The sequence below is a fragment of the Amycolatopsis sp. NPDC049868 genome (assembly GCF_044461365.1).
Lineage (GTDB): Bacteria > Actinomycetota > Actinomycetes > Mycobacteriales > Pseudonocardiaceae > Amycolatopsis.
Genome location: NZ_JBITKV010000025.1, coordinates 43177 through 62455, shown reverse-complemented (window position 1 = coordinate 62455; position 19279 = coordinate 43177). Strand labels below are relative to the sequence as shown.

At 68.8% G+C, this 19279-nt stretch carries 17 protein-coding genes; 5 read left to right on the top strand and 12 right to left on the bottom strand.

Annotation, left to right across the window (positions count from 1 at the left end; translation table 11 throughout):
* Positions 1 to 176: 176 nt before the first annotated feature.
* The 6 genes from ACIBTM_RS45870 to ACIBTM_RS45845 form a co-directional block, all read right to left on the bottom strand.
* Positions 177 to 2519: a polysaccharide lyase 8 family protein gene (locus tag ACIBTM_RS45870; RefSeq protein WP_395883391.1), complete on the bottom strand. Its 2343-nt coding sequence runs from the start codon at positions 2517 to 2519 to the stop codon at positions 177 to 179.
* Positions 2520 to 2630: 111 nt separating this feature from the next.
* On the bottom strand, positions 2631 to 4088 hold the full coding sequence (locus ACIBTM_RS45865; RefSeq protein ID WP_395883390.1) for an aldehyde dehydrogenase (NADP(+)): 1458 nt from the start codon (positions 4086 to 4088) through the stop codon (positions 2631 to 2633).
* Positions 4089 to 4103: 15 nt separating this feature from the next.
* Complete coding sequence (locus tag ACIBTM_RS45860) at positions 4104 to 5252, bottom strand: hypothetical protein (protein WP_395883389.1); 1149 nt, start codon at positions 5250 to 5252, stop codon at positions 4104 to 4106.
* A 4-nt stretch (positions 5253 to 5256) separates the two neighbouring features.
* On the bottom strand, positions 5257 to 6513 hold the full coding sequence (locus ACIBTM_RS45855; RefSeq protein ID WP_395883388.1) for an enolase C-terminal domain-like protein: 1257 nt from the start codon (positions 6511 to 6513) through the stop codon (positions 5257 to 5259).
* Between the two features lie 2 nt (positions 6514 to 6515).
* Positions 6516 to 7460 carry a 5-dehydro-4-deoxyglucarate dehydratase gene (locus ACIBTM_RS45850; RefSeq protein ID WP_395883387.1) on the bottom strand — a complete coding sequence of 315 codons (945 nt, stop codon included), beginning with the start codon at positions 7458 to 7460 and terminating at the stop codon, positions 6516 to 6518.
* A gap of 46 nt (positions 7461 to 7506) precedes the next feature.
* Positions 7507 to 9018, bottom strand: coding sequence for a sodium:solute symporter family protein (locus ACIBTM_RS45845; RefSeq protein ID WP_395883386.1), 1512 nt, complete (start codon positions 9016 to 9018; stop codon positions 7507 to 7509).
* Positions 9019 to 9172: 154 nt separating this feature from the next.
* Here ACIBTM_RS45845 and ACIBTM_RS45840 point away from each other — a divergent pair, with 154 nt between their 5' ends.
* Positions 9173 to 9979, top strand: a complete 807-nt coding sequence (locus ACIBTM_RS45840) for an IclR family transcriptional regulator (protein WP_395883385.1) — start codon at positions 9173 to 9175, stop codon at positions 9977 to 9979.
* A 37-nt stretch (positions 9980 to 10016) separates the two neighbouring features.
* Positions 10017 to 10841: an NAD-dependent epimerase/dehydratase family protein gene (locus ACIBTM_RS45835; RefSeq protein ID WP_395883384.1), complete on the top strand. Its 825-nt coding sequence runs from the start codon at positions 10017 to 10019 to the stop codon at positions 10839 to 10841.
* 193 nt (positions 10842 to 11034) lie between these two features.
* On the opposite strand, the gene ACIBTM_RS45830 is transcribed toward ACIBTM_RS45835, so the two are convergent.
* Together ACIBTM_RS45830 and ACIBTM_RS45825 are read right to left on the bottom strand one after the other, a co-directional pair.
* Positions 11035 to 11646: a TMEM175 family protein gene (locus ACIBTM_RS45830; RefSeq protein WP_395883383.1), complete on the bottom strand. Its 612-nt coding sequence runs from the start codon at positions 11644 to 11646 to the stop codon at positions 11035 to 11037.
* Between the two features lie 21 nt (positions 11647 to 11667).
* Positions 11668 to 12174, bottom strand: a complete 507-nt coding sequence (locus tag ACIBTM_RS45825) for a DUF6790 family protein (RefSeq protein WP_395883382.1) — start codon at positions 12172 to 12174, stop codon at positions 11668 to 11670.
* A 57-nt stretch (positions 12175 to 12231) separates the two neighbouring features.
* Here ACIBTM_RS45825 and ACIBTM_RS45820 point away from each other — a divergent pair, with 57 nt between their 5' ends.
* Entirely contained in the window at positions 12232 to 12666 is a 435-nt protein-coding gene (locus ACIBTM_RS45820; RefSeq protein WP_395883381.1) for a MarR family winged helix-turn-helix transcriptional regulator, read from the top strand.
* Here the strand turns inward: ACIBTM_RS45820 and ACIBTM_RS45815 are convergent.
* Positions 12648 to 13535 (bottom strand): MerR family transcriptional regulator, encoded by an 888-nt coding sequence (locus tag ACIBTM_RS45815; RefSeq protein ID WP_395883380.1) that lies wholly within the window; start codon positions 13533 to 13535, stop codon positions 12648 to 12650. The genes ACIBTM_RS45820 and ACIBTM_RS45815 overlap by 19 nt on opposite strands.
* A 43-nt stretch (positions 13536 to 13578) precedes the next feature.
* Positions 13579 to 14187: a TetR family transcriptional regulator gene (locus ACIBTM_RS45810; RefSeq protein WP_395883379.1), complete on the bottom strand. Its 609-nt coding sequence runs from the start codon at positions 14185 to 14187 to the stop codon at positions 13579 to 13581.
* Positions 14188 to 14279: 92 nt separating this feature from the next.
* Between ACIBTM_RS45810 and ACIBTM_RS45805 the strand changes: the two genes are divergently transcribed.
* Positions 14280 to 15398 (top strand): FAD-dependent oxidoreductase, encoded by a 1119-nt coding sequence (locus ACIBTM_RS45805; protein ID WP_395883378.1) that lies wholly within the window; start codon positions 14280 to 14282, stop codon positions 15396 to 15398.
* Positions 15395 to 16012: a DUF3159 domain-containing protein gene (locus ACIBTM_RS45800; RefSeq protein WP_395883377.1), complete on the top strand. Its 618-nt coding sequence runs from the start codon at positions 15395 to 15397 to the stop codon at positions 16010 to 16012. Before ACIBTM_RS45805 ends, ACIBTM_RS45800 begins: the two co-directional genes overlap by 4 nt.
* A gap of 12 nt (positions 16013 to 16024) precedes the next feature.
* Here ACIBTM_RS45800 and ACIBTM_RS45795 read toward each other — a convergent pair whose 3' ends face one another.
* Both ACIBTM_RS45795 and ACIBTM_RS45790 read right to left on the bottom strand, forming a co-directional pair.
* A complete protein-coding gene (locus ACIBTM_RS45795) occupies positions 16025 to 16507 on the bottom strand; it encodes a peptidylprolyl isomerase (RefSeq protein ID WP_395883376.1) in 483 nt (160 codons plus the stop codon).
* A 478-nt stretch (positions 16508 to 16985) separates the two neighbouring features.
* Positions 16986 to 19277: a glycosyl hydrolase family 95 catalytic domain-containing protein gene (locus ACIBTM_RS45790; protein WP_395883375.1), complete on the bottom strand. Its 2292-nt coding sequence runs from the start codon at positions 19275 to 19277 to the stop codon at positions 16986 to 16988.
* Positions 19278 to 19279: the final 2 nt, after the last annotated feature.

Genomic DNA, 19279 nt, shown 5'->3' with positions numbered 1-19279 from the left:
CCGGGGCGGTCGCCTCAGGCGTCGCTGGAGTCACACGCGCACCAGCGCGATCGTCCACAGTGGACTTTTGGTGCGGAGCGGGGCGTGTCGCGAAAGCCACTTTCGCGACGTCTGATGTCCCGAAAGTGGCTTTCGCGACGCCCCCGGTGCACGCCCGACAGCCCGCATTCAGTCGACTAAACGCGGACGATCTGCGTAGCGCCGAAGGTGTCCTTCACCGGCACCTCGAAGGTCTTCCGCCGCACGGTCACGCGCAGGACCTCCTGCCGTTGCGTCGGATCCGAAACGGCCAGCTGCCACCCGGTCCCGGTCCGGCCCAGCGCGACCGAAGCCGGACCGGACACCGACACCTCGTCGACCGAACCGGCGCCGAAGAAGTTCGCCAGCAGGGTCGCGTCCCACAGCCGGATGGCCTGCACGGTCGCGGTGTTGGACCGCACACGCCACGACCAGGCCGAGGCGATGGTCTCCAGCACCGACGCGGTGGGAAGAACGGCGTACGCGTAGCTCGCGTCCGAGGGCTTGGCGCCGTGTTCGATGACCAGCTTCTGGTAACGCCGGGTGTACGGCACCGTGGTGCCCTTGGTGTTGGCGCCTTTGTCGATGTCGCGCCAGGTCCCTGTCCGGTCTTCGCGCAGCGCGGTGACCTCGGCGTCGTCGAGCAGGACATACCCGCCGACCCGTTCGAGGTGCAGCCATCGCTTGCGCCGCAAGGATTCCGAGCCCTCGACGAGATGGCCGTCGGCCAGCAGGACACCGGCGCCGTTCTCGCCGAGGTTGCGGTTCTCGATCGTGGTCCGGATCCGTTCGCCGGAGGAGTCGGTGATCCCGGCACCGAGGCACACCACGCCCGACGGCGTGAAGAACCACGACTTCTTCGCGGTCAGCGTGCCGTCCTGCGAGACGAAGTCGAGGGCGTGCGCACCGTGCCGCGCGTCCCAACGGACACCGCCGCAGTGATCCTTGCCGGTCAGCGGGACCGACTCCAGTTTCGGGGGCGGGCCGCTCTTGGTGGTCGTGCCCGGCAGCAGCAGCGGATCGACCGTCGGCCAGTAGGCGTCGGTGAAGTGCCCCTTCGCCTTGGGCAGGAACAGATACAGCGAACCGTCGCCGACGTACCAGCCGTGCAGGTTCATCGAGTTGATCGACTCGTACCGCGAGATCCGCGTCGAGGCGACGCCGAGCGACGCCGACCAGCCTTCGGTGATGTGGACCATCCGGTCCTGCTGGCCGAACACGCGATGCGTCGCGACCGTCCGGGTCGCCCGGACCTTGGTCGCCAGCAACTCCTGTGCGAACTCGATGCCGGGGATGCCGACCAGATCCGGCCCAGGCGCGAACCGCTCGGGATCGGGGATCTTGAGGTACGGCGCGAAAGTGTCCTCGGTGATCCACTTCGCGGCGAGACCGCCGAGTTCCTCCTTGCGCTTCCCGCTCGCCGACCGTGCCAGCAGGACCACCGCGCCGGTGAGCTGATGCCCGATGTCGTGCGCGGATTCCCCTTGCCGGGAAAGGAACCGGCCGCGGACCGACTCCATCAGCGCGCCCGCGTACACGAACGGCGCGAACGTGTCGGAGACCAGCGCGTACGCCGCGTCGCGGACGTCGGCGGGCAGTTCGAACTCCGTGCCCTTGGTGACGTGGATGGCGGACGCGAGGGCGGTGAGCAGGATGATCCCGTAGTGCCCCGGATACGGCACCGAATCGTGCTGGAGAAAGGAGCCGTCGGTGTGGAAGCCGTCGCCCGCCGCGCGGTGGAGTTTGGCGATGACACTCGCCGCTCCCCCACCTTCGACGTCGGTGAACGCGCCCACGCCCCGTTTGATCCGCTCGGCGTCGCCCAGCATCGCGCCGGAGACGATCGAGATCGTCGACTTGTCCGCACGGTTGGCGCCGGTCTCGACGACATTCGGATTGTTGGTACGGAGGTTCGGGTTGCCGGAGAATTTCAGCACCGGCTTCAGATACTTGGCGAACTCGTCCTGGGTGAGCTCGTCGGCGACCGTCGCGAGGATATGCAGCAGGTAGAGCGGGATGCCGATCTCGTAGGTGTACCAGTTGCCGATCTCGGCGGTCTTCTCGCTGTACTGATCGCTGGTGTACAACAGTTCCAGCGCACCCTTGATCCGGGCGAGCACGGCGGCGTCGCCCGCCAGCGCGCCGCCCGGGGTACCCCAGTTGACCGCGATCGCGCGAAGCCGGGCGTACATCGACGTCGTGAACTCACTGCCGGGACCGAGCGGGAGATCCTTCCACAGTGGACCGTCGCCGACCGTCATGCTTTCGTGGTACGCCTTCGCGACCCTGTCGAGGTTCACCAGCGCGGCCGTGCGTTCCGCCGACGGCCGGTTGATACCGGTCTGCAGTTCGCGGTAGCCGGTCACGATGGACGACGTACCCGACGATGCGGGCTGCGCCGACGAAGGGCTCGCGAGAGCGGATGTGAGCGCCACCGAAGCGGCCGCTGCCGCACCTCCCCGCAAGGCCGTTCTCCTGTCGAAGTAACCGAATCCGGGCATGACGGTGCCTCCCAAAGGGGTCGAGGACTGCAACTGGGGCGGCGGCGTGTGCTGAGGTCTCGTGAGTGATTTGGGTCGTTGGAACGACCGACCCAAATCACTCACGAGCTTTTAGCGCTTCCCGTCGGTCCTGCGGGGCAGGTCCCACGGGTTGTTCTCCTGCAACGGTTCTGGCAGCAGCGCGTCGGGGAAGCCCTGCCAGGCGATCGGTCGCAGGAACCGCTCGATCGCGGCGGTGCCGACCGAGGTACTGGTCGGCGCGGTGGTCGCCGGGTAGGGACCACCGTGTTCCTGTGCCCAGGTGACGGTGACGCCGGTCGGCCAGTCGTTCCACAGCAGACGACCGGCGACCCTGGTCAGTGATGGGAGGACCGGGCGGATCCAGTCCACATCGGACTCTTCGCCCTGGATCGTCGCGGTGAGCCCCGGTTCCATCACACCGAGCAGGCTGATCAGCTCGGCCTGGTCGGCGTAGGTGACGATCAGCGACGCCGGGCCGAAGCATTCCTCGCGGACCGTGTCGGCGTCGTCGAGGAACGCCTTGGCGGTGGTGGCGAGCAGTGTCGCGCCGTGCGAGATCCCTTCCGCACCACCGGATTCCGACAGCACTTCGACACCGTCGACCTCGCTGAGCTTCGCCAGCCCGTCGGCGAAGCCCGCCGCGATGCGCTCGTTGAGCATCGGCTGCGCCGGGATCGCCGCGACGGCCTCGCGCAACGTGTCTTCGAGACCGTGCCCCTCGGGGACGAACAGCAGCCCCGGCTTGGTGCAGAACTGCCCCGCGCCGAGGGTGAACGAACCCGCGTAGCCCTTGGCGATCGCTTCACCGCGCGCGTCGATCGCGGCCTGCGTGACGACGACCGGGTTGACGCTGCCGAGTTCGCCGTAGAACGGGATCGGCGACGGCCGCGAGGTCGCGATGTCGAACAGCGCGCGCCCGCCCGGTACGGAACCGGTGAACGACGCCGCCTGGATCCGCGGATCCTTCAGTGCGGTGACACCGTTCTGCTGGCCGTAGATGACCGCGAAGATCCCTTCCGGCGCGCCGGCCTCGACCAGCGCGTCACGCAGGACCTCGCCGGTGCGCGCGGACAGCTCCGGATGCCCCGAGTGCGCCTTGAGCACGACCGGGCACCCGGCGGCCAGCGCCGACGCGGTGTCGCCGCCCGCGACGCTGAACGCGAACGGGAAGTTGCTGGCGGCGAACACCAGCACCGGGCCGATCGGGGTCAGCAGCCGCCGGATGTCCGGCCGCGGCCCCATCGGCCACGCGGCGTCCGCGTGGTCGACGGTGGCGCCGAGGAACGAGCCGTCGGCCAGCACCTCGCCGAACAGGCGCAGCTGGAACGTCGTGCGCTTCAGCTCGCCCTGCAGCCGCGGGGAGGCCGGGAGGTGCGTCTCCTGGTTGGCCAGTGCGATCAGCTCTTCGGCTGCCGCGTCCAGCGCGTCCGCGGCCGCGTTCAGCCATTCGGCGCGCTGGGCTGGGGTCGCGGCCGCCGCCGTGCCTGCCGCATCGGCGGCGGCCGCGAGGATCTGTTCGAGCGTGGCGGGATCCGTTGCCTGGCTCATGATTTCTTGCTTCTCCTAAACGAGTTCTTGCGCGGCGCTGACGGCGGCGATGAGATCCGCCCAGCGCCCCGGGCCGGCGAGGCCGAGGTGGTACAGGTGCAGTTCGGTGGCGCCTGCCTTGCCGAGTTCGGTGGTGTAGGCCTCGATGTCGGGCACCGGGCTCGCCGCCACCGCGGTGATGTAGCTGCCGACGGCGACCTTCTCCGGCAGTTTCGCCCGTGCCGCCGCGACGGCGTTCACACTGGGGTGACCGGGTGCCCAGTTCTGCAGCACCACCGCGTCGACGTCGTCCGGGGCCGACGGCGTCAGCCCCGGCAGCGCGCCGGTGACCCACGGATCCATCGCGCCGTGCAGCACGACCCTCGGCCCGGACGGGATCTTTTCGAGCACCGCGCGCCGGAGGGCGTCGGTCGCGTTCTGGCGCGTGGCGAGCAGGACCTGCCGCAGTGTGGGCAGGATCTTGTCCTCGGTGGCACGCAGGTCACCGCTGTCGATCAGCCGCCGGACCTCGGCCCGCAGCTTGCCCAGCGCCTTCACCGGATCCTGACCGGCCGCGGCCCAGGCGTCGAGACAGTCGTCGCAGCAGCAGATCGACAGCAGCCGGGCCACCGCGGGCGACCAGACACCGTCGGTCTTCTCGTGCTGGTGCTGATGCACGGCGCCGAGCGGACCGCAGGCTTCGAGGATGACCGTGGCGAAGTCGAGCCCGGCGAGGCTCTCCGCCGTCACGTTCGCCGCGTACTCGCGGACCGCGGGCTGACCGGGGCACAGTGCCCACGGATACCGCTCGCCGAAACAGTTGCGCACGCTGAAATCCGGGAATTCCTCGCCCAGCCGCGAGTTGTGGGTCAGCACGATCCACGCCGCGGCCGGGATACCCGCCTCGGTCAGTGCCCGGACGGCGTCGCCCGCGCTGTCGCGGCTTTCGACCCAGTCCGGTTCGGCGGGCTTCAGCTCACCCCAGGCCTCGTCGCGCACCGGCCGGTACAGCGCCGCGTGGCGCGCGACGACCGAGGTTCGCTCGGGCGACCAGGGCGTCGCCGCGCGGGCACTGTGGTAGGACACGGCGACGGCGACCTCGTCGACGCCGAGTTCCCGTACCCGCTCGACGAAGCCGGGATCGTCGACGACGTCCCAGGGGTAGGCGTATCCGGTGACCTTCACCCCGTCACCACCGTGCCGTGTTCGGTTCGAAGCTTCCGACGAACTTCCGCATATACGTCACGTCATCCCGTTTGGTCTGTCCACTTCGGACATAGTCTTCATGGGCCCGCGCCAGCGCGTCGGGGTCGAGCTCGACCCCCAGCCCCGGCTTGCCGGGCACCGCGACCGCACCGTCGACGAACTCCAGCGCACCCGGGGCGATGACGTCGGCCGTCTTCCACGGCCAGTGGGTGTCGCAGGCGTAGGTCAGGTGCGGCGTCGCCGCGGCCACGTGCACCATAGCGGCCAGACTGATCCCGAGATGACTGTTCGAATGCATGGAAAGGCCGACGTCGAAGCATTCCGCCGTGATGGAGAGGGCCTGGGTGTCCCGCAGGCCACCCCAGTAATGGTGGTCAGAAAGAATGACCCCGACCGCTCGCTGCCGGAACGCCGGCTCGATATCCGCGAAGCGCACCACGCACATGTTCGTGGCCAGCGGCATGTTCGCCTTCTCCGCGACCCGCGCCATACCCTCGATACCCGGTGTCGGGTCTTCGAGGTACTCCAGGACGCTGTCGAGTTCCTCGGCGACCCGGATCCCCGTCTCGACCGTCCACGCCGCGTTCGGGTCGATGCGGAGGGGGTGGTCCGGGAAGGCGTCAGCGAGTGCGCGGATCCCGTCCATCTCCTGGTCGGGGTCGAACGCACCGCCCTTCAGCTTGATGGAGCCGAAGCCGTACTCCTCCACCATGCGGCGTGCCTCGCCGACGAGCGCGTCCGGCGTGGTGACCTCGCCCCACGAGTCCTCCTCGGCACCGAGGTGGGCGCCGAATTTGTAGAACAGGTAAGCGGAGAAGTCGACGGCGTCGCGCGCCTTGCCGCCGAGCAGGTCCACGACCGGCCTGCCGAGGTAGTGGCCCTGCGCGTCGAGCGCGGCCACCTCGAACAGCGAGTACACGCTGGCCACGGTCTTGCTGACGGAGAAGCCACCGGTGAGCCCGTGCGCGTCGGCGAAGACGACTTCGCCCAGTGTGGTCGCGACCTTCCGGCGGAGGCCGGGCAGGTCGAACACGTCGTGTCCCTTGAGTTCCGGCAGCACCTTCCGGACCTGGTCGAGGAACGCGAGGTCACCGTAGGACTCGCCGAGGCCGACCACCCCGTCCTCGCAGATCAGCTGGACGACACCGCGCAGCGCGAACGGCTCGTGCACGCCCATCGCGTTGAGCAGCGGAGGGTCGGCGAACGCGACCGGGGTCAGGACGACGTCGAGAACCTTCATCTTCAGGCACCGGCCTCGACGGACTTGAGGACGGCGAACCCGTCGTCGATGATCTTCTCCAGGCGGGCGATCTGGTCCGCGGTGGGCTCGACCAACGGCGGCCGGACCGAGCCGACCTTGTCCCCGCGCAGGCGTGCCGCGGCTTTGACCAGCGACACGGCGAAGCCCGGTCCCTCGTCCCGCAAGGCGACCAGCGGAAGGTAGAACCCGGCGAGCAACGCCTCCATGACGGCGTCGTCGTTCTCCGCGAGCGCGCGGTGGAACCGGGCCGCGATCTCGGGGGCGAAGCAGTGCACGGCCGAGGAGTACCGCGCCACGCCGACCGCGGAGTAGGCGCGCGCGGAGACCTCCGCCGTCGGGAGACCGTTGAAGAACAGGAAATCCCGGGCCCGGTCGGTGCCGACGGAGCGGATCGTGGTGATGATCCGGCTCATGAGTTCGACGTCGCCGAAGCCGTCCTTGATCCCGGCCACCGACGGGATGTCGAGCAGTGTCACCGCCGAGTCCGGGGTGAACACGCCGGTGGAACGGTGATAGACGATCACCGGGATCGAGGAATCCCCGACGGCGTACCGGACGTGGTCGACCAGCCCGGACGGCGGGCCGGTGACCAGGTACGGCGGCAGGAGGAGGACGCCGTCCGCGCCGCCGGCCTCCGCCGCCGCGATCCCGGCACGGGCCGAGGCCGCACCGCCACCGGCGCCGATCCAGACGGGCACGCGCCCGGCCACGACCTCACGAGCCTTACGCAGGATCGCTGCGTGCTCGTCCGGGGACAGCGAGCTGAATTCGCCCGTACCGCAGGCGACGAACAGCGCACCGGCTCCGGCGGCCACGTGGCTCTCGACGGTTTCCGCGAACGCGTCGAGATTGAGTTCCAGCCCCTCGGTGAAGGGGGTCAAGGGGAACGCCAGTAGGCCGTCGAGTTCGATCTTGGGCTGTGCCATGGATTTCTCTTTCGTTCTTTGTGGATGGTCCCGGGTACGGGCCCGGTCAGGCGGGCACGGTGGTGCCGTCCTGCGACTTGCGAGGTACGACGTCGTCGTCGCGGTCGATCGTGTCGATGATCTCGTCGGTGGAGGCCTTGCGCTCGGGCATGAGGTAGCCGAGCCCGATGAACAACGCCAGCGAGACCAGGATCGGGGTGGACACGGTCACCGCGAGCGTGGCTTTGTAGCCGTAGTAAGCGATCGCGTAGGCGATGAGACCGCCCGCCCACGAGATCAGCGCCGCGCGGGAGCCGGAGCGGCGGAACGCCGGGAGCATGCCGAGCAGCAGCGGTACCGAGATCGGGCCCATCAGTGCCGCGACCCAGAGCACCACGATACCGAGCACACCGCCGAGTTTCTCGGCCTGCGTGGCCACCGCCATGGTGAGCACGACGAAGATCACCGTCGAGATCCGCGCGGCGAGCAGCCCCTGGGATTCGGTGAAGTTCCTGGCCTTCTTCCACAGCACCGGCATCATGTCGCGGGTGATGACCGCGGAGATCGCGTTGGCGTCGGAGGAGACCATCGCCATGGTGTGCGAGAAGATCCCGGCCAGCACCAGCCCGACCAGGCCCGGCGGCAGGAAGGTCGTGGTCATGATCGCGTAGGCGTTGTTGGGGTTCGAGATGTTCGGGATCAGCAGCGGGGCGGCGAACATCGGGAACATCATCACCAGCGGCCACACCAGGTACAGGATCGAGGAGAGCCGCGCGCCGCGACGGGCCTCGTAGGTGTTCGGCGCGGCCATGTAGCGCTGCGCCAGGTTCCACATCCCGCCGTTGTACTCCAGCGTCTTCACCAGCACGTAGACGAGCAACACGATGGTGGTGAACTTCGACGTGGTCGGGTTCAGGTGGGCGGGCGGGAGGTCGCCCCACACGGTCCACAGCCCGGAAACGCCGCCGAGCTTGTCCAGTACGACCCACAGCATCACGATCGCCGCGATGGCCTGGATGACGAACTGGCCGAAGTCGGTGAGCGCGTCGGCCCAGAGACCGCCGACGGTGCAGTAGATCAGCGTGATGGTGCCGGTGATGATGATGCCCCAGGTGTAGGGCACGCCCGCGAAGACGTTGAGGATCGTCGCGACCGCGAACCATTTGGCCGCGATGTCGAAGATCTTCAGGAGGCTGCCGCTCCAGGCCAGCGCCTGCTGGGTGGGCACGTTGAAGCGCTTCGCCAGGTACTCGAGCGGCGAGGCGACACCGAGCTTCGAACGCAGGCGGTTCCACCGTGAGGCGAACAGCCAGCTGCCGATGCCGACACCGATGCCGATGCTGGCCATGCCCCAGAAGTAGACGGTGATGCCGTCCGTGTACGCGACGCCCGCGTACGCGACGAAGAGCACGGCGCTGTAGCCGGACATGTGGTGGGAGATACCGGCCAACCACCACGGCATCTTGCCGCCGGCCGTGAAGAAGTCACTGACCGTGCTGACCCGGCTGTGCGACCACAGTCCGATCACCACCATCAGGACGAAATACGCGGACACCATGATCCAGTCCAGTAAATGCACCGCTGACTCCTTTCCGCGTTCACGAAGGCCCAGCCCGACCTGTTCACATCCATGAACGGAGTCTGTTATAGTGATTATGTTCATCCATAAGAACGCTGTTCGGGACGCTAATATGGCCGGGGTCACAAGTCAACGGCCGGATGGAGGAGCGCGGATGCCGCAGCAGGAAGCCGCCGTCACGGTGGCGAACGGCGCGCCTGAACCCGCCGGGGTGAAGTCGGCCAGGCGGGCGATCGACCTCATCGAGACCTTCGCCGCGAACGACGTCTGGCTTTCCCTGTCGGATCTGCACGCGAGGACCGGTTTCCCCAGGTCGAGCCTGCACGGACTGCTCCGCACCCTGCTCGAAGCCGGCTGGCTGGAAGTGGACACCAACACCGCCCGCTACCGACTCGGCGTCCGCGCGCTGATCTGCGGCACGGCGTACCTGGACCGCGACCCGGTCGTCCCGTACGCGACCGAAGCGCTGGAGCGGATCCGGGAGAAGACCGGCTACACGGCGCATTTCGCGCGCCGCGAGGGCACCGATGTCGTCTATCTGGAGACGCGCGAGTCCCGGCACTCGACGCACCTCGTGTCCCGGGTCGGCCGCACGCTGCCCACCCACGCGACCGCACTGGGGAAGGCACTGCTGGCCGAATTGACGCACGACGAGATCGACGGCCTCCTGACCGGAGAGCTGTCGGCGCTCACCCCGAACACCATCACCACGGCGGAAGCGCTGCACGCCGAATGCGCGAAGACCCGCGAACGCGGCTATGCGTCGGAAGTCGAGGAAGGCAGCCTCGGCGTCCGGTGCGTCGCGGCCGTGATCCCGTACCGCATCCCCGGCACCGACGCGATCAGTTGCTCCATGCCGGTCACCGAAGTCACCGACGCCGACGCCGAGCGCGTCGGCGAACTCCTCGCCGAAATCACCGCGGAACTCGGCCAGCAACTGCGCCGCGCCGGCATCCGCTGACCTGTTTCGCACTTTCCTTCACCGACAAGGGGAACCCATGGCAGACCAGCGCGTCCTGATCACCGGCTCGGCGGGCATCGTCGGCACCCTGATGCGGCCGCGGCTGCGCCGTTCCGGACGGGTGCTGCGCCTGCTCGACCTGGCCGCACAGCCCGAAGCCTCGGGCGGTGAGGACGTCGAGCTGATCACCGCTTCGGTGACCGACCCGGAGGCGATGGCGAAGGCCTGCGCCGGTGTCGACGCGGTGATCCACCTCGGCGGGCACAGCCGCGAAAGCTCGTGGGAAGCCACGCTCGACGTGAACGTCAACGGCACCCACACCGTCCTCGAAGCCGCGCGGGCCGCCGGGGTGCCGCGCGTGATCTTGGCTTCCAGCAACCATTCCGTCGGCTTCCGCCGCAACGACGAGGCGGGCCCGGACGGCCTCCCCGCCGACTCGACGCCCCGCCCCGACACCTACTACGGCGTCAGCAAGGCGGCCATCGAAGCGCTCGGCAGCCTGTACCACTCGCGGTTCGGCATGGACGTGATCGTCATCCGGATCGGCTCCTGCTTCGAAAGCCCGCTCGTCCTCGGCCCGCGCGGCCTGACGACATGGCTCTCCCCCGACGACGGCGCCCGCCTGTTCGAGGCCTGCCTGAGCTACCCCTCCCCCGGCTACCGGCTGATCTGGGGCGTCTCCGACAACACGCGCCGGATCTACTCGCTCGCCGAAGCCGAGGAACTGGGCTACAAATCGCTCGACAACGCGGAGACCTACGCCGACCAGCTCGCGGACAAGCCCGGCCCGACCGGGGTGGCGGCGGAGTACGTCGGCGGACCGTTCTGCACCGCGCCGCTGGGGGCGCACAACCCGCTCTAGAGGTCTTCCGGCGACGACATCGTGGTGACGCCGGGTGAGGGGTGTGTGGAAATAGGGACGTTGAGTGTCCCTATTTCCACACACCCCTCCGTCCACCTTCGGGATCGGTCCGCTTCGGCGGGACTGTGTGGATTTCGGGTCATCTGACGTCCCAAAATCCACACAGTGTCGGCCCGGCGAGCACCTCAGCCGGTCATACACCGGATCGCGCGCGGCCCTGGACACGACCGGCGACCGCCAGCACGAGCGGCGCCGCGAGCCAGCACAGATACGCCCAGGTGCCGGTGGTCAAAAACGAGACGGGCACGGACACCCCGAACACCGCGGCCAGGCACACACTGCGCACCAGGTTCTGCGTGAACACCCGCGGCGGCGCGTCCGTCCGGTAAAGGTGTTCGCGTCGGATCTCCCGGATGATCAGCGCGAACGACGCGGACGCCAGAACCTGCACGATCGCGTACAGGCTGAACCGGGGCGGGAAGGCGCCGTCCGCGGTGATCACCCGGGTCGCGAACGGCGTCAGGACCTGCATGAACAGCCAGGCCAAAGTGAGGCTGATCAGGCGGCTGCTCAGCGAGCGGACATATCCGAAGATCTCATGGTGGGCGCGCCAATGGGCGGCGATCACCACGAAGCTGACGCCGAAGGCCAGATACTCCTTACTGTGGTCCGCCACCGAATGCAGCATCGCGTCGGTGGTGTCGCCGGCGGGAACGGGGAGTTCCAGCGCCAGCAAGGTGAGCGCGATCGCGATCACCGCGTCGATGAACATGGTGAGCCGCTCGGGAGCGGGCCGAGTCGCCATGATGCGGAAATCTCCTCTGTGTCAGGCGACGATTGCCGGGCGGGGCGTCCGGGACCGCAGGGCCAGGATGATCATGACGGCGGGGATGACGAGGTCGTAGACGAGGACACCGCCGGTGTTGCCGGGACCGTGGACGCCGTTGGCGAACCATTGGTAGACGTGGCCCACCAAGGCTCCCCAGAGGAACATCCCGGCGCCGAGCCCGATGGTGACGCGTTCGCGTGCGGACGCCGAGGCGGCGCGGAATCCCATGACGGCCAGTCCGAGGTTGGCGAAGGCGATCTCGAACAGGAAGGGCGTGCGGTCGAAGCCGATGGCGGTGGCCATGACGTCCGGGAAGGCGAGGAACGCGACCGTCATCCACAGGCTGCCGAAACCCAAGGCGCCGATCGCCCACCAGCGCTGCCAGATCTCCAGCCGTTCCCGCGCCGACGGGGCGTGGCGGGCCCGCACGAACGCCCCGATGGCCGGCACCAGCATCCAGACCAGGGGGAAGGCGGATTGGGCGAGGTACGAGAAGTTGTCCATACCTCCAGTCTTACCTCGTTAATATTAACTAGTCAACAATGAGGTATAGTGACCCTCGTGGATGACGGACTCGCAGACCTGCTGCACCGCGTGGTCATGCTGCTGGGCGAGAACGCCCGGCGGCGCACCGAAGACACCGACGGCCTGACCTACAGCCAGATACGGCTTCTGGGCACGCTCGAGGAGATCGAGCCGGCGACGCAGCATCGGCTCGCGCAGGCACTTTCGGTATCCGACCCGGCGATCAGCCGGGCGCTACGACCGCTCGAAGCGGACGGCCTGGTGCGGATCACCGTCGACCCCGAACACGCGCGCCGCCGGCTGGTCCGCCTCACCGAAACCGGCCGGAAAGCCTTCCACGCCGCCGGAAAACCGCTCTACGACGAGTTCCGCGCCGGGCTCATCGCGGCAGGCTTCCCCTATGAGCGCTACCTCGAAGACACCCTTCGGCTGGCCGAGATCCTCTCGCCGGATCAGGGCGCGCAGCGCTGATCCGAAGCTCGCAGAGCCTGGGAAAGCCAGTGCGCCGCCGGAGCCAGGCTGTCCGGAGCCGCCCACCCGTTGATCACGGCGAGCAGCTCGAGATAGCGCTCTCGCCGGGAATCGTCGACGAGGTCCAGCCAGGCCAGAAGGTCGTCGGGCCGGTGTCGCGCGGTGAGCGCGGCGACGATCCGGGCGGCCTCCGGTGAGCTCGGGTGGATACCGGAGCCCAGGGCAGGGGCGACGGCGTCGCGGATATCCGCGATCGGGTGGTGGCGGCGCAGGTCGTTGTCCTGCCGCTCGGCGAGGCGTCGCATGAGGGCACGGAAGTCGGGATCCCGGGTCAGCTCCGCCAGTTCCACCCAGGCCTCGACCTGTTCGGCCGCGGGACTTTCGGGCAGTTCGGGCGTCATCGAGCGGGCGATCCCGGCGAATCCGGGATGCTCCAGGTCGCGGAAGGTGGCGTCGAGGAACTCGCCGATCAGGCGGCGGCGTTCATCCTCGGTCAGGTTGGCCAGCTCGTGCATGAGAGTGATCTCCTCTGGAGTGGATTCGCGCCTAGTCACCGCTTTCAGCACCGCATGACGGAGGCGCAGCACCTGGATCTGTGCTTCCAGCGCCCGCATATGCGCCGCGGCGACGTCGGGAAGGGCGGCTTCGTTTTCGACGACCTTCCGGATCGTGGCCAGGTCGAGTCCCAGCTCGCGCAAGGTGCGCACGAGCTCCAGGCGCGCGAGCGCGTCGACGTCATAGCGGCGATGCCCGGACGCGGTGCGGCCGGACGGGACCACGATGCCTCGGTCGGAGTAGAAGCGGATGGCCTTGACCGTCAGCCCGGTCCGCCGGGACAGCTCGCCGATCGAGTACCGGGGGTCGTCCATTCGCCTACCCTCGCACCTCCCCTCGGGGGAGATACAAGAGCGATCACGCCCGCGTCGCGGGTCCGGTCAGGCAGTGCTGCACGAGCGGGCCGAACGTGGCGACCAGCTCGTCGACGGACGAAGACGCGATCGGCTCGATACGCATGATGTACCGGGCGACCGCGAGCCCCAAGATCTGCACGTTGACCATGCCCGCCCGTAGCGCGGCGTCCGGCGTGTCGAGCAGCCCCGCGAGCCTGCCGGTGATCTCCCGGTCGATGAACTCGCGCAGCAGCGCTTCGGACCGCGGGTCGGTGGGAGCCGATCTCGTCAGCATCATCAGCGGCGTGCGATCGGACTTGTCGAGGTTCTCCACCAGTGTCCGGACGAGGCGCTCGCCGATCGTGTCGAGGCCGCCGTCGAAAAGGGCCTCGACGGCGGGCGGGACGTCGCCGGACATCTCGATCGCGGCGCTGAACAGGCCTTGTTTGGTGCCGAAGAAGTAGAAGACCATCGCCGGGTCGACCTCCGCGGCGGTGGCGATCATGCGCACGGTCGTGCTGCCGTAGCCGTGCTCGTGGAACAGCTCACGAGCGACCCGCAGGATCCGTTGCTTGCTCTCCGCGCCGGACCGCCAGCGCCCGGAACGGCGGTTGTTCTCGTGTTCTGTCATGACGGCCGAAGCCTAACACCGTTTTCTTCACCGCTCGGTGAAGTTTGCCGGTACCGTGTTCTTCATCAGGCGGTGAAGAATGAGGTGAGGCAATGAGGGTGATCGTGATCGGCGCCGGTCTCGGCGGGTTGACGCTCGCTCACGGGTTACGCCGGGCAGGGATCGACGTCGCGGTGTACGAGCGAGATGCCGCGTCAGGACGTCCACAGGGTGTGAGCCTGCACGTCGACGAGCGCGGCAGGTCGGCGCTGCGCGCGTGCCTGCCCCCGGCCCATGTCGCGATGGTCGAGGCCACCACGGGAGGACCGCGCGAGCAGACTTTGACACTGTCCGATTCGGACGGAGAGCTCGCGGTCACGGACGCTCGGCCGTCCGACGGCGTGGCGGGCCGGGCAAGACCCGGCAGGCAGGTCCACCGGCCATTGCTGAAAGCGGTCCTGCTGACCGACCTCGACGACGTGGTCAGGTTCGGGGCGGAGTTCACGCGGTTCGAGCAGCGCGCCGACGGCACGGTCCGGGCGTGGTTCGCCGACGGCCGCACGGACACCGCGGACATCCTGGTCGGCGCGGACGGAATCGGCTCGGCGGTCCGCCGCCGCTACTTGCCCGACGTACGGGTGGTGGACACGGGACGCCGGATGATCATGGGCGCGACTCCGCTGCGAGCCGCAGTCGGCACCGGGCTGCCCGGCCTGATCGGTCACAGCCCCGCGAGTGCCCACATACGCGGCACGACGATGGTGTTGGCCGTGCTGCGGTTCACCGAATCCCCCCTGACCGCGCGACGGCGGTGGCTGCCCGCCCTGCGTCGCACCGCGGCGGCCGAGGTCGAGGACTACGTGATGTGGGCCTTGCCCGTCACACGGGAGTCGCTCGGTGCGGCCACGCTGTCGCGCCGGGCACGGGAGCTGACCGCAGAGCTGCCTCCGGCCCTGCGGACGGTCGTCGGCGAAGCGTGGCCGGACATGACGGTCGAGCTGCGAACCGGATCGATCCCACCGCCGGAGCCCTGGCCGGTCCGTCCGGTGACGCTCCTCGGCGACGCCATCCACCTCGCCCCGGGATTCGGCGGCAACCTCGCGATGCAGGACGCGCGCCACCTCTGCGAGGCGCTGACCGAGGCGCACCGTGGACGGCTCGGCCTGCTTGAGGCGATCGGCGCTTACGAGGACACCATGCGCCGCAACGGTTTCACGAAGGCGGGCAGATGAGCATCGGCATGCTGACCCGGAAGTCGCTGTCGTTGTTCAGCGCGGTGGGCGGTTGGCGCACGGTCGCCGAAGGTGCCGCGTCACGGGTGCTGTTCCTCATCGCGTACCTGGTGTCCGGGCAGGTGCTGACGTCGGCGCTGATCACGGTCGGCGGCGTGGTCGTGCTGGCCGCCGTGCGGTTGTTCACCGACCGCAAGGTCTGGCAGCCCGCCATCGGGGTGATCGTGGTCGGCGTGTCGGCGATGCTGGCCGGGAGCACCGGGCAGGCGACCGACTTCTACCTCACCACCGTCTTCGTGCAGGCGGGTGCCGCCGCGCTGTTCCTGGTATCCATTCTGGTGCGATGGCCGGTGATCGGGCTCGTGCTGGGCACGCTCCGGGGTGATCGCCGCGCCTGGCGGCGTGATCGACGGCAACGGCGACGCTATTACTTGTGCACGGCGGTGTTCCTGACGAAGTTCGCGATCGCCACGGCGGCGCTGGTGCCGCTGTACCTGGCCGGGGCGGTGATCCCGCTGGGCATCGCCGCCACGCTGCTCGCCGGCGCGCCCGCGGCGGGCGGTTGCCTCTATCTGTGCTGGCGGATCCTGCGCGAAGACCCGCGGACCGCCTGATGAGACGGCGGTTCAGCCCACCGCGATCGACTGGAACCTCACCTCGATCCGCGGCGGCCCGGTCCCGTCTCCGGGCCCCTTCTCGTCGTCCACGCCACCGCGCGCGACCTTGTCCAGTGTCTGCAGGCCGGCGTCCGAGATGCTCCCGAACACCGTGTACTCCGGCGGCAGTGGCGCTTCACCGTAGACCATGAAGAACTGGCTGCCGCCCGAGTCCGGCGCTTGCTTCTTCGCCATGGCGAGAATCCCGCGGCCGTACTTGAGCCCGGAGAAGACCTCGTCCGGGATCGTGTAACCCGGTCCGCCCGTTCCGGTGCCCTCCGGGTCGCCGCACTGGAGCATCTGCAGCCCCGAGACACCGAGCCGGTGGCACGAAGTGCCGTCGTAGTACCCCTGCCGCGCCAGCGAAAGGAAACTCGCCACGGTGCACGGCGCGAGCCCACTGTCCAGCGTCAGCCCGACTTCGCCCGCCGTGGTCTTGAGCGTGACCGCCATCGTGCCGGAGGCCGACGTCGGGCCCGCCGCGGGGGGGGTTCGCCTTCTTCGGTACCGGACCGGAAGAATCCGCCGGGTAGGCGCAGTCCGTCGGATCCGCGAGCGGCGTCGTGCGTTTCGGCAGCTCGGTGCGGGCGGACGGGATGTTCACCGGGCTCTGCGTCGCCGTGTCCTGGGAGCTGGACGTCGGAGCCGACGAGGACGGCGGAGAGACAGCGGCAACCGCGCTGTCGCCCTTCGAGTCAGGCAGAAAGAACCCCGGCGCCACGAACCCGGTGATCGCCACGACGGCGACCACCACGACGAGCCCCAGCACCCCGAGCCCGACCCAGAGCGCCGTCTTGTTCGAAGACGGCGGCGGCTGTTGCGGCGCGCCGTACCAGCCCTGTTGCTGGTACGGCTGCGGCGGCTGGGACATCGGTGCTCCTGTCGTCCGGGGGAAGTACAGGAACACTCTTGCGTATCACCGTTCAGTAAGTCACGGCATCCCCCACGGCGTGCCGTCCCCGTTCGACGGGACGGGCCGGATTTCGAAGTCGGGCCGGTCGCCCGCACGGTGCACGACGGCCTCTTCCCCGCGCCTCAGGTCGATCCGGACGTCCCCGTTCGGCAGCCGCCGCCAGCGTTTCGGCCTCCCCCACCGGTCGCGGACGGTCAGCTCACCTTCGAGATCCGTCCGCAGCACACACGGCGCCCCCGCCTCGCTGGTGATCTTCACCCACCGTGTTCTCCCGCCCTGCCGGGAGGCGCTGAGCAGGAACGCGCCCTCCGTACGGAAGTCACGCAACGCGGCGTCCGCCCATTTCGCGGGTACGGCCGGGAAGAGCCGGATCACGCCGCCCCAGCTCTGCACGAGCATGTCGTGCAGCGACTGCGCGGCCGAGAGCGGTGTCTCGATCACCGGACCGGATTCCTTGTACATCGTGTTCGGCTGGATGTAGCGCCGCTGTAGCTCGCCGAGGTAGAACTCCGCCTTCTCGCCGCGCAGCATCTGCGCCGACATCGACGCGGCCCCGGTGAACGTGTAGCCCTGCAACGCCCCCTCGAAACCCACCCAGTGATCGAGCGAGGTCTCGATGATCCGCCGGTGTTCCGGCCGCTCCCAGGTGATCTCGTACAGCGGGTAGATCTGCAGCAGATGCGAGTAGTGCCGATGCGACTTCGCGAACGGCACACCCGCGCCGATCATGTAGCCGTTGGCATCGGCCGGATACGGGACGAGCGTGGCCAGGACCTCCCGCCACCGTCGCGCGAGCGGATCGTCGACGCGCAGTTCCGCCGCCGACTCCAGCAGGGTCTTGCAGCCCCATCGGATCAGCGCGAGGTCGTAGTTGCAGTCGGGCGCGTTGACGCCGTACTCCGGGGAGAACGTCGCCGGGAGGTGCAGTTTCCCGTCCGCCCCGGGCGCCAGGAAATGCAGGTAGTAGTTGATCGCCTTGCGCAGCAGGGGGAACAGGGTGTCCCGCAGGAGGCTCCGGTCCATCGTGTGCCGATAGGACAGCCAGACGTTGTGCAGCGCCCAGGTGAGGTTCCCGACCTCCGGCGTCGGCTTCTCCTTGCCCGGGATGCCGACCGGGAACCCGGCGTTCGTCCCGGCCGCGCCGTTGAGCAGGTTCATGTCCGTCGTACGCGGGATGCCCGCCGAATCGTGCTGGTACGGCTCGGCGACCTGGCTCGTCAGGTTCGCCCGGTACTTGCCGAGCGCGTGCCCGACGGCGTCCAGTTCGAGGTGGTTGGACCCGTGGATGAGCCAGTACTCGAGCTGGACGTTGAGGTTCCACCACGTCGCGGGCCACGGGGTCGGTTCCAGCCATGGTCCGCAGGTCGCCATCACCGGCGCTTCCCGGCGCGCGGCGGAGGCGATCTTGTACAGCTGGATCCAGTAGAAGCTCTGGAGCCGGGTGTCCGGAATGGACAGGAAGCCGTGCCGGTAGTAGTCGTGCCACCAGCGGCGATGGCCGGCCGTCAACGCCGGGAACGGCTCGGCCCGGCGGACCGTCTTCAACGCCTCCCGTACGGCGGTCTTCTTCGGATACGACCAGGCCACGGACGTGTACAGCGTCCGCTTCGAGCCCTGAGCGACCTCGCGCCACGCCGTGACGTGCTCGCCGCCCGCCAGCAGGCTCTGCACGGAAAGCCTGCTGTCACCGCTGCTTTCCAGGCTCGCGGGCGGGTTGGCGACATAACCGGCGGGCGGCGGCTTCCCGAATTTCGGATCCGTTCTCGGGCTCACCGCCTCGGCCGGATGGAAGACCCATTCGAAACCGCGCTCCCCCTCGGTCGGCTCGACCTCGACGGCCAGCAGCGACTGTCCGGTGTGGACGATCGCCCGCAGCGAGAGGCTGCCCGCCGTCGTGGTGATCGTGCCCCTGAGTTCGGCGTTCCAGAGGTCCATCCGCCAGTCGATCCCGGTGATGGCGCCGACCGGTTCGAGGGTGAAATGGCCGATCGGCAGCCGCGCGAGCCCGAACAGGGAGCCGAACTCCGGCCGGTGGTCCTGCACTTCGCTGTGCTGGACGTTGAACCGGACGGCGTTCCGGCCGGGCTCGGCGTAGATGCCCGAGCCGAGGAAACCGTTGCCCAGAAAGGGGCCTTCGTACCAGGTCTTCGGCATCCGGCGCCAGATCAGGTCGGCCGTGCCGAGGAAACCGGGCCAGTCGAGGCCGCCGAGCGCGAAGTCGTTCTCCACCGCCGACGCGGACGGCGCGAATCCGGCCGCGGCCACGCCGGCCAACGCCCCGCCGAGCACGGTCCTGCGAGTGATATCCATCG